General features: G+C 39.2%; 10 protein-coding genes and 1 riboswitch. Of the genes, 3 read left to right on the top strand and 7 right to left on the bottom strand.

What is annotated here, in order from left to right; translation table 11 throughout:
• A partial coding sequence (locus ACFQ0V_RS04425) for a helix-turn-helix transcriptional regulator (RefSeq protein WP_381010175.1) occupies positions 1-1,127 on the top strand: 1,127 nt, incomplete at its 5' end.
• A gap of 24 nt (positions 1,128-1,151) precedes the next feature.
• Positions 1,152-1,463: a hypothetical protein gene (locus ACFQ0V_RS04420; protein WP_381010172.1), complete on the top strand. Its 312-nt coding sequence runs from the start codon at positions 1,152-1,154 to the stop codon at positions 1,461-1,463.
• Between the two features lie 62 nt (positions 1,464-1,525).
• Here the strand turns inward: ACFQ0V_RS04420 and ACFQ0V_RS04415 are convergent, their stop codons facing one another.
• From ACFQ0V_RS04415 to ACFQ0V_RS04400, 4 genes are all read right to left on the bottom strand, one after another.
• Positions 1,526-1,702, bottom strand: a complete 177-nt coding sequence (locus tag ACFQ0V_RS04415) for a hypothetical protein (RefSeq protein WP_381010169.1) — start codon at positions 1,700-1,702, stop codon at positions 1,526-1,528.
• Positions 1,703-1,910: 208 nt separating this feature from the next.
• On the bottom strand, positions 1,911-3,383 hold the full coding sequence (locus ACFQ0V_RS04410; protein ID WP_381010166.1) for a DASS family sodium-coupled anion symporter: 1,473 nt from the start codon (positions 3,381-3,383) through the stop codon (positions 1,911-1,913).
• Positions 3,384-3,665: 282 nt separating this feature from the next.
• A complete protein-coding gene (locus ACFQ0V_RS04405) occupies positions 3,666-4,400 on the bottom strand; it encodes a TMEM164-related integral membrane acyltransferase (protein ID WP_381010163.1) in 735 nt (244 codons plus the stop codon).
• A gap of 128 nt (positions 4,401-4,528) precedes the next feature.
• Positions 4,529-4,921, bottom strand: a complete 393-nt coding sequence (locus ACFQ0V_RS04400) for a glycosyltransferase family 2 protein (RefSeq protein WP_381010160.1) — start codon at positions 4,919-4,921, stop codon at positions 4,529-4,531.
• 511 nt (positions 4,922-5,432) lie between these two features.
• Here ACFQ0V_RS04400 and ACFQ0V_RS04395 point away from each other — a divergent pair.
• Positions 5,433-6,275, top strand: a complete 843-nt coding sequence (locus tag ACFQ0V_RS04395; RefSeq protein WP_381010157.1) for a malate synthase — start codon at positions 5,433-5,435, stop codon at positions 6,273-6,275.
• Between the two features lie 51 nt (positions 6,276-6,326).
• Here the strand turns inward: ACFQ0V_RS04395 and ACFQ0V_RS04390 are convergent, their stop codons facing one another.
• The 3 genes from ACFQ0V_RS04390 to thiD all read right to left on the bottom strand — a co-directional run bounded on the left by ACFQ0V_RS04390 (position 6,327) and on the right by thiD (position 9,764).
• Positions 6,327-7,961, bottom strand: a complete 1,635-nt coding sequence (locus tag ACFQ0V_RS04390) for a Na/Pi cotransporter family protein (RefSeq protein ID WP_381010156.1) — start codon at positions 7,959-7,961, stop codon at positions 6,327-6,329.
• Positions 7,962-8,063: 102 nt separating this feature from the next.
• Positions 8,064-8,831 carry a TSUP family transporter gene (locus ACFQ0V_RS04385; RefSeq protein ID WP_381010153.1) on the bottom strand — a complete coding sequence of 256 codons (768 nt, stop codon included), beginning with the start codon at positions 8,829-8,831 and terminating at the stop codon, positions 8,064-8,066.
• Between the two features lie 102 nt (positions 8,832-8,933).
• On the bottom strand, positions 8,934-9,764 hold the full coding sequence (gene thiD / locus ACFQ0V_RS04380) for a bifunctional hydroxymethylpyrimidine kinase/phosphomethylpyrimidine kinase (protein ID WP_381010150.1): 831 nt from the start codon (positions 9,762-9,764) through the stop codon (positions 8,934-8,936).
• Positions 9,765-10,071: 307 nt separating this feature from the next.
• Positions 10,072-10,235: riboswitch (M-box (ykoK) riboswitch) on the top strand.
• Positions 10,236-10,290 lie beyond the last annotated feature (55 nt).

The raw sequence follows: 10,290 nt of genomic DNA, 5'->3' as shown, positions 1-10,290 counted from the left end.
TGAATACACACGTGATGAACTACCTTGAATGGGTGAATCGTCATTTACACAAAAATATTGACAGTACCCAAAGTAATCGTATGAAACAAAAAGAGTTAATCAATATATTAATCAAAGATTATGGTTACAATGAGAATATTAGTAATCATAGAAAGACTTTTAGGCGCCACCTTGAAAAATTAATTCATCATGATAAAAATCATCCTTCTAATAACGAGCGTTTTTCAAAAAAGAAACCGAAAATTTTATACGGTTCGAGAGAAGATGAAATACGAGAAGAGAGTGACGACGGACAAGATACAAAAAAAGGGAAAACATTAACGAACTTCGGATATGCACATACTTTTCAACAACAAGAACTCCGATTGCTCATTGACAGTTTACTATTTTCTCCTCGTATTCCAGATGAAGAACGTCAACAATTGATTAAAAAATTAGAAAGTCTAACAAGCGAACATTTAAAAAAGAGCTTAAATCTTGTAAAGGCGAAGAGTACTCCTCATCCTCACGTACAAAACTTATTTGAAAATATCGAAATTTTAGAAAAAGCGATTAGAAATAATAAAAAAGTGTCGTTCCACTATGCGAATTATACGGTAGATCAGCACAATAAATTACAGTTGACGAACCGCCAAAATTCGCATGGCGAAGATCGGACATATATCATTAATCCGTATGAATTAGTCGCAACGAATGGGAAGTATTATCTCATTTGCAACAATGATCCGTTCGATAATGTTTCACATTATCGTGTGGATCGTATGGTGAACATTGAAATATTAAACAGTTCTCGTAAACCGGAGAAACAAGTACAAGGATTGGATAAAAATAATTTGGCTGAGTATGTAGAAGAACATATTTACATGTTTGGTGGACAATCGACGACGGTTAGTTTACGCTTTAAAAAATACGTATTAAATGAATTCATCGATTGGTTCGGAACGAAAGACTTATATTTTTCGAATCAGACGGAAGATGAAGTGACGGTAACGGTAAGAGTGAATGAAATGGCGATGCGTAAATGGGCGTTGCAATATGCGCTTCATGTGACCGTCACTTCACCGAGGTCATTAGTGGAAGATATTAAAGACGACTTGCGTCAAGCGATGGCTCGTTACGATTTATAAGCGCGACATGAGGAGGAGAGGGATATGTTATTTTTGAATGGGATGCTCATTTTGTTAGCGATTATTGCTTTTAGTTTAGCCTATGCTCATCAATATAAAAAAGGTGAATGGCTTTTTGTCGGAATTAAAAAAGAGCGTATTCGCGACATCTCTCAATATCATAAACAACAAAGCCTTTTGAATCTGTCACTTGGAATTGTATTTTTACTCGTTCCATTGTCGATTTATGCTGTCGAAATGTACTCTATCTCTCCTCAATGGTTGTACGGTTGGCTCATCGTATTGGCAATTTTTATGTTCTTGAATATCCGCAGTGTGCGGAATAATCGAAAATAACGGATGATCTGTTCATATACAATAAGCGGAGCGACCGAGTATTTCGAGTCGCTCCGCTCTTTTTATTCATGTTTTTTCTTTTTCGGTTGGTCGTCACTATTTTTAGGGACAACACCACGGGCATTGCCGTCTTTTGCGAACCCTTCTTTCGGTTCATACTTATCCGGATTCGTGCCATGTTGTTCTTTTCTGCGCTGTTTTTCTACGAGTTTTTGTTCAGGTTCTCTTTTCTCACTCATGCATCTTCACCTCACTTTAGTTAAATTATCTTCAGAACAAATACTAGTACAATCAAAAAGGGGACTACTATGTAGATTCCCTATATTTGTTGAAAAAAACTAGGTGATTCATGAGAAAAAAGAACGGAATTTTTTAAAATAGAAATGAATCAAGACATAGAAAGACAAAAAACCTCTCCCTTCTTTGAATGAAGAGAGAGGCGAATAATTAAAGTAAACCGATCCATTGCCAGTACGTTGCACTGAAGAGAAGAATGAGCAAGTATCCGGCGATCATTAACGGAAGTCCTGATTTAAAGAAGTCTTTCACCGAGAAAGCACCTGTTCCGTAAGCTAACATGTTTTGTGGCGCGTTTACAGGGAGTAAAAATCCGAAACTAATGACGAATTGTTGGATTAAGACGAATCCGACTGGATTGAAGTCTCCTTGTAATGTTGTCGCTAACACGAGCACAATCGGAATGAGCGCACTCGCTAAACTTGTTGCGCTCGCAAAACCTAAGTGAATCAAAATGTTAAATAGAGCGAGAAGCGCGATTGTCGCAAGAAGCGGCATTGAATCTAACCCGAGAGCACCGAACACTTTGTCAGAAAGCCATTGAGCACCTGATGTATCGAGTAAAATGAGCCCTAATGCAATCCCGACAGCGAAGACGATGATCGTTCCCCAAGGGATGAGTTTTTCAACCGTTTTCCAATCGAAAATCCCGATTTTCGGCGTGAGCAAAATCGCGACTGCTACGAGTGTAATCGTCGTCGTATCGAATGGATGTAGACGCGATTCTGTCGACCAGAAAATGAGAAGTAACACAGAAATGACGATGAGTCGAATCTCTTCTGGACGAATCGGACCTAAACTTTTTAAATTTTCTTTGACGACGTCCATGCCGCCTTCTACAACTTTCGTCTCTGGTTTAATGAGTCGGACCATGATGAAGTACAAAATGACGGACATGAGAATCGACCACGGTGCGGCATATAAAAACCAATCGCCCCATGCGACTGTTTCTCCAAGTTGTTTTTCGATAAAGTCAATCGCGACCATATTTTGAGCAGCAGCCGTTTTAATTCCGACGTTCCAAATGGAAATCGCTTGAACTGCTGTAATGACGAGCAACGCGCCGAGTCTACTATTATGTGGTAGGCCGAACGCGGCAACCATTCCGAGTAAAATTGGAACGACAGCACCCGCACGTGCCGTAGCGCTCGGTACGAAAAAGGCTAAAATGATGGACACGAGAATCGCTCCGAAAACGATAGCTCCTGTTTTAGCTCCTACTTTCGATAAGATAAAAAGTGCAAGTCGCTTGTGCAAATTCGTCGCTTGCATCGCAGCGGCTAAAAATAGCGCTCCAGCTACGAGTGCGACGGCAGAGCTAGAAAATCCAGCAAGCGCATATTTCAATGCACCTTTCGTTCCCATGAGTTTTTCAGGATCGTCCAAACTTGGACTCGTTCCTAAAGATAAGGCGACGATAGCGATAATCATCGCAGCACTGACGGGATAGCTTACTGCTTCCGTCACCCATAAAATAACCGCGAACGCTAAAATCGCAAGCGCACGTTGACCAGCTACAGGTAAGTCAGGCGGTGTTGGAAGAAATGTAATGATAAATAATGTTGCAAATGCGAGTAAAATCCAAAGAGGTTTCAAATTTCTTTTCTTTTTTTCTTCAGTCATATAACTCTCCCTTTTTAAATAAATAAATGATTCCACTACTATTGTGCCATATTTTATAAGAAAAAAGTATGGAAAAATGAAAGTTAATATGAGCTTTACAAATAAAGAATGAATCAAATAGATAATTATTAATTGAAGGTGAAGATATATGATTTTGTAGAAAGTGATGGGAGAGAAGGGGAAAATGTCTTTTTTCTTTTAATACTATTCAATTGAAAGCGATAACAAAGGAAATTGAAATGATAAAAAAAGTTCCGATTTTTGTTAAAAAAGGAGCGAATGTTAAATTTCTCGAAATAGCTTATTCATCATTTTTGTTTTTTGTACGACTTTATACAAGAGGTTGACAAGGAAAAATAGTGAAAACATCATAATCACGAGAATGGGTACATGATAAGGATAAGCAGGAATATTGCTTAAAAACGGTGTCGGCGGTGCGGTGCGTAAATAAGCGTAATTGCTGCCGAGCCATTCATTAATGAAGAGAATGCTTAAAAAATAAATAGCGCTATATTGATACGTTTTGAAAAGATGCGCTTGATTCGGTTTGTAGTCGTGAATGACGGCTAAAAACACAGTTCCAATTAACAAAGCAGCATGCCCTAAGAAAAATTGAATAAACATGACATTCGGAAAGCCTAAGCCATTCGTGTCAGGAGAGAGAAGTGCCAGAAAAGCGCCGATTATTCCCCAATAAAACGTAAAATGAAACAATTTAGTATTCCATTTAAACAATAAGAATAGAACAAACAAAGTATTAATACGACAAGGATAAAGCGGTAGAGCGTCTACTGGACCAAAGGCATTGTGGGCAATGTACCAGGAATATAATAAAAATTGTTGAATGATAATCGTTACGATAAGCGAAACGCGAATCGTTTTTTCATAACGAAACGCAATTTGCGGACGAATGACGAATAATCCAGCAAGTAAAAAAATAAGCAAGAGTAAAGAAAGATGCTCGATCGACAAAATGGCGAATGTCGGCGCCTCTGAATAATACATAGAATGAATCATCAGCATTGGCCTCCTCATAAAAGTGTTTGTTTACTATACGATAAAAATTGAGAAAAGTTGTCAAAAAAGATAAGAATTAAGGATAACTTAAGATAAAAAACGAGCCCTCGATAAGAGATGCTCGTTTTTTACATAAAGGTTATTTTTTTATTTTCCGACTTAGCGACAACCTGGTCATATCCTTCTTCCCAAGCAGTGATTAATTCAGGTATGAGAGACGGCGGATGTTGTAAATCCCCGTCCATTAAAATAGCAGCATCGTATTCGCAATGTTTAAGGCCTGCAAGTAAAGCAGCTTCTTTCCCAAAATTACGAGAGAAATTAATAAAATGAACATATTTCTTTTGTGCGTGAAGTTGTTCTAATGTTTCTTTCGTATGATCTGAACTTCCATCGTTAACAAAAATATATTGAAATGAAAGGGAAGAAATTTTATGCGTCACGTCGTCTAAAACGTGGACGACACGTGTAATATTTTCCTGTTCATTGTAGACAGGAATAATAATGGCGATTTTTTTCATGTTTTTTCCTCAATTTCCTAAAATGATAATATATTGTCATTTCCACTTTTATGAATAGTTAAACTCACCTCTTCATCTTCTGTTGTATGAATAACCAAAATGTCCCCACCTATATTACGAAATAGAGAGCTATAAGTTTTCAAATAGTAACAAAGTGTTGTCGTGTCATTTCATATTTTGATTTTGCTTTAGTTAGATAGTATACGATGAATTAGAAGAAAAACATCGAAAATCCTTAATTTTTTATGAATAATTCATTGTAAATGATTCAAAAAGTAATTAATTATACTATAGGTGATAAGTGATAGTCAATGATTGAACTTGATTTTTTGTTACATATATGTTACGATAAATAAACAGAGACTACAGGATTAAAAGATCGTGCTCAATTTCTTTTTTCGAGAATTTGTGTGCGATTTTTTATATGTATAAAGAGATTAGAGTGGAACGTTCTCGACATGCGATTTTGAAAGAGAACGATGACACAAACTGATAAAGGGAGAGTGGAATTGTGAATTTAATTGATGAAACAGTGACGCATAAAGTTTTTGGTGAAGGACAAATTGTCGAGCAAGATGAGAAAACAATTACCGTAAACTTTGATGAGGATGTTAAAAAATTCGTATATCCGGATGCTTTCAAATCATTTATCATGTTGCAAGATCGTGATTTATCAGAACGTTTAGAAGAGACTTTAAAGAAAATGAGAGCGGAAGAAGCTAGATTAGAAGAAAAGCGAGAAAAAGAATTTGAACAAAAAATGATTCAACAACAATTGCGCGCTCGTTTGAAAAATGAAAATGTGCATGAAAGTTCTCAAATTGTTTTCTGGTTGAATGAAGAAGATGATGAAAACATTTTTGAAGATTGGACAGTTTTCACAGGAACAGTGCAAAGTGGTAAGAAAAAAGGAGAACCGAATCGCGCAGCTCGTTTACGTCCGAATAGTATGGCTGTTTTGACGAAACGCGACGCGAAAGAACAAGAAGCTGACCGTAAAATTGTCGGTCTGTTTATGGTGAGTGAAACATTTATCGGAAGTTCCAACGAAGATGGCTTCATCCCTTCTCATGAACTGTTTAAAATTGAATTAACAGAAGAAGAGTCTGAACAAATGTTGTTTTGGAATTACTATATGAATCCACGCTCGCCGAAACGAATGGCATGGAATTCAGGACGTTATCGTTATTTCGATAATGTTTGGGGCGCTCAAATTTTGCGAGACGTTTTAAATTTACGTCAAGATGAGGAAGAGCAAGAACGTTTAGAGGCCTTTTTTGACTATTACTGTCATTTAAATTTATTGGACCGTGAGACGATTCCAGCGGCGAACGGTTCATTACTCCAACAATAAATAATGGAAAAAAAGAAGGTTTGCGTGATAAAATGCAAACCTTCTTTTTTATTATAAGCGCTTTCCGAGTACGACTTCTGCCAAGTTTACCGCATGGTCACCGCTACGTTCTAAGTTCGATAAAATATCGACGTACACCATACCAGCTTCCAACGTACAAGAACCTTCACGCAATCGATCGATATGTGTTTTACGGTAACGATATTCCATTTGATCAATCGCAACTTCTTGTTCAACAACTTGACGTGCAAGATCTAAATTATTCGTTTGAAGAGCTTCAATCGCTTTCGTAATCGTTTCAATTGTTAAAGAGAACATCTTTTCCATTTCAGCCATCGCTTCGTCAGTAATTCCATTTTTATTTGTATTGTGCAAACTTTTTGTTAAGCCGACAATATTGTCACAATGGTCACCGATTCGTTCGATATCCCGGATGCTATCTAGTAATAATGCGTGTTTATGGGAGTCGCTCTCTGAAATGCGCATCGTGGAAATTTCAACGAGGTAGGACGTAATTTCACGGTCCAAATGGTTGATGGCGTCTTCTAATTGCTTCGCGAGTTCAGCATGCGACTCCTCGCCCGTTTGTACGTATAAAAGAGCTTCTTGCATCCCTTGAACTGCAAATTCTCCTGTGCGCACAACTTCTGCTTTTGCTTGCCCAATCGCAACAGCAGGAGATTCTTGAATGAATAAAGGATCTAAATGTTTCGGCTGATACTCAATCGTCACATCTTTTCCAGGAATTAATTTCGTGACGATCATTGCCCAAACGCCGATTAACGGAAATTGAATGATCGTATTCGCAACGTTGAATGAACCGTGAGCGAATGCGATTTGCATTTTTTCTTCCAGTGCGAGTAGTGCTGCCAACCATTCGACATACATCGTAAAAGGCACGAGTAAAATTAAAAAGATAACGGTCCCAAACAAGTTAAACAGTACGTGGACTGCCGCAGCACGACGCGCAGTAATCGATGCTCCTAGAGCAGCTAAAATTGCCGTGATTGTCGTCCCAATATTATCTCCGAATAAAATCGGTAGAGCGGCTTGCAAGTCGACGAGGCCTTCCGCATACAATCCTTGTAATATCCCGACTGTCGCACTAGAACTTTGGACGATCAATGTAAAGATTGTACCGGCGATGACACCGAGAATCGGATTATCACTCATCGACAATGTAAACTCTGCAAAAGCATCGAGTGAGCGTAACGGTTTCATTCCGCTGCTCATCATTTCAAGTCCTAAAAAAAGTCCACCGAACCCGAACATCACTTCCCCGAAGTTTTTCACTTTATCTTTTTTAAAGAAAAAAATGAGAAACGATCCGACAGCCATAATCGGAAGGGCGTAGGTGCCGACATCTAATCCGATGATGAATGCGGTGACCGTCGTTCCGATATTCGCACCCATAATGACACCTATTGCTTGACGTAATGTCATAAACCCCGCGCTAACGAGTCCGACCGTAATGACGGTTGTTCCTGAACTCGATTGAATGAGCACGGTGACGATAATTCCGACGAGCACACCCATAAACGGATTCGTCGTAAACTTATCTAAAATGCTTCGTAACCGGTCACCCGCTGCTTTTTGAAGCGCATCCCCCATAAACTGAATGGCGAATAAAAAAATACCGAGCCCACCTAAAAATTGAAAAATAATCCCTTGCCACTCGACTTCCACGATACGAATTCACTCCTCGATTCAAAGATACATTTAGTATAGAGGGCGGAATAGAAAAGGGAAGAGACGTTACAACAACTTTACATAACTGTTACAAAGTCTTCATAGTGAAGAAATATAATCCCACGATTGTTTCGCGAGTAAAGAGACGGTGACGACGATAAATAAAATTCGAACGTAACCGCTCCCACGTTTCATCGCAAAGCGAGATCCTACGATGGAACCGACGATTTGTGCAGCTCCCATAATGAGCCCGTAAACGAACAACACTTCCCCAAGCATCATAAACATGAGGAGCGCTGCGAAGTTACTCCCAAAATTTAACACTTTTGCATTGCCTGCTGCTTGTAAAAAGTCAAAGCCGCGCCACAATAATGCAAACATGAGGAACGAACCTGTACCAGGCCCTAAAAATCCATCATAAAATCCGATAAACGCGATAATTCCAGCGAATAAGAGGGCAGTACTTGTCGAAAAATGTTTCATTTGAGTGACACTACCCCAATCTTTTTTCATGAGTGTGTATACCGCGATAATTGCGAGCATAATGAGCATGAGTGGCTTCAAGACGTTCGGATCGAAAAAGGAAACGGTATAAGCACCAAGCATAGCACCGAAGAAAGAGAGAGGAAACAAGATTTCACATCGAGATGCCCTCCCTGAGCGTAAAAACATGAAACTGCTCGTAAAGGAGCCGATGGAACTTGCTAATTTATTCGTCGCAAGTGCCGCAGTTGGCGAAATGCCTGTAAAGAAAAGAGCAGGTAATGTAATGAGTCCACCTCCGCCGACGACTGAGTCGACGAACGCTGCTAAAAATCCGAAAACAATTAAAATGAGTAAAATGGTGAGATTTAAATCTTCTAACAATATGTTTCGCCTCGCTTTCTGTTTCCATTATAACGAATTTTCACACCATAAAATGATAAAAGTGCGCAAACTCAATGAATCGTTGAGCGTGCGCACTTGATGTTAGTCGAGTGGACGAATTGTCACTTCAGGAAGCGCGTGATGACGAGCTGCCCCGTGCATGACAGGTCCGACATATTCATTTAATTTCCAACCGTTTTGAATGGCTGCTGCGACGAATGCTTTCGCTTGAACGACCGCTTCTTGAACAGCGAGGCCGTTCGCTAAGTTTGCAGTAATCGCTGCTGCGAATGTACATCCTGCCCCATGATTGTAGTGAGAATCGATGACGTCGCTTTCTAATACGTAAAATGCCTCACCATCATAAAATAAATCTGTCGCTTTTTCAGTAGGGAGTGAACGTCCTCCTTTAATGACGACGGTTTGCGGTCCGTGAGCATGAATGCGTTTTGCTGCTTCTTTCATCTCTTCAACCGTTTTTGGCGTTTTCCTGCCCGCTAGCTGTCCCGCTTCAAATAAGTTCGGTGTCGTAACCATCGCATGTGGGAGTAAGTATTGAATCATCGCATCGGTATTTCCAGGGTTGAGCACTTCATCTTCCCCTTTACATACCATGACAGGATCGATGACTACTTTTGAAGTTCCAGACTGTTGGATCGCTTCCCCTGCGATTTGAATAACTTCTTCTGTCGCTAACATTCCTGTTTTCATCGCGTCGATCCCTGTAGAGAGCGCTGTTTTAATTTGAGCTTGTAAAACATCCGTCGGCAATGAGTATACACCGTGTGCCCAATATTTTTCTGGATCCATCGTTACGACGACAGTGAGCGCAGTCATACCGTAAGTTCCATGTTCTTGGAATGTTTTTAAATCGGCTTGAATTCCAGCGCCGCCTGACGTATCTGAGCCAGCAATCGTTAAAGTTTTCTTCATATTTTATACACTTCTTTCTCGTTGGAATGAAATGAACAAATTATACATCGTAACAGAAAAAACGACTAGAGTCAGTTCATTTTGAATCGATAAGGTCAGAATTTACATACAACTAACAATCAGAATTATCTGTCAATATAAAGTAGTTAAAATGAGCACAAATAACTATATAAAATAGGTCTAAAGTGCATTGTTGAAATGTTGGAATCGATGTAAATTTAGATTGTTCCAAGTGAACGAAACAAGTTTAAAAAATAAAAAATTGGGCATAGACAAATAACGGTCTTATGCCGCTAACAACATAAAATACAAACCTCGTTAGGTGAGGCTCCTGTATGGAGATACGCTGCTACCCAGAAACGTCTACAGACGCCAATGGGTTAGCAAAAACAATCGATTTAAGGTTGTTTTTAATGTAGCTGGATTCGTCCTATGCCATACAGTGCTAAAGCTCAACGATTGAGGGTTGATCTTAGAAATGTCTATGAGACATTTTAAATTCGACGTGCCTTCAATTGTGGAGGTG

Origin of the sequence: Savagea faecisuis (genome assembly GCF_042675605.1) — a bacterium.
Classification (GTDB): Bacteria; Bacillota; Bacilli; order Bacillales_A; family Planococcaceae; genus Savagea; species Savagea faecisuis.
This window is presented reverse-complemented; position numbering and strand designations above follow the sequence as displayed.

What these genes read in the sequence shown, in the direction of transcription:
- ACFQ0V_RS04420 (WP_381010172.1), top strand. Translation starts at nt 1,152, where the DNA reads ATGTTATTTTTGAATGGGATGCTCATTTTGTTAGCGATTATTGCTTTT.
- ACFQ0V_RS04415 (WP_381010169.1), bottom strand. Translation starts at nt 1,702, where the DNA reads ATGAGTGAGAAAAGAGAACCTGAACAAAAACTCGTAGAAAAACAGCGC.
- ACFQ0V_RS04410 (WP_381010166.1), bottom strand. Translation starts at nt 3,383, where the DNA reads ATGACTGAAGAAAAAAAGAAAAGAAATTTGAAACCTCTTTGGATTTTA.
- ACFQ0V_RS04405 (WP_381010163.1), bottom strand. Translation starts at nt 4,400, where the DNA reads ATGATTCATTCTATGTATTATTCAGAGGCGCCGACATTCGCCATTTTG.
- ACFQ0V_RS04400 (WP_381010160.1), bottom strand. Translation starts at nt 4,921, where the DNA reads ATGAAAAAAATCGCCATTATTATTCCTGTCTACAATGAACAGGAAAAT.
- thiD (WP_381010150.1), bottom strand. Translation starts at nt 9,764, where the DNA reads ATGAAGAAAACTTTAACGATTGCTGGCTCAGATACGTCAGGCGGCGCT.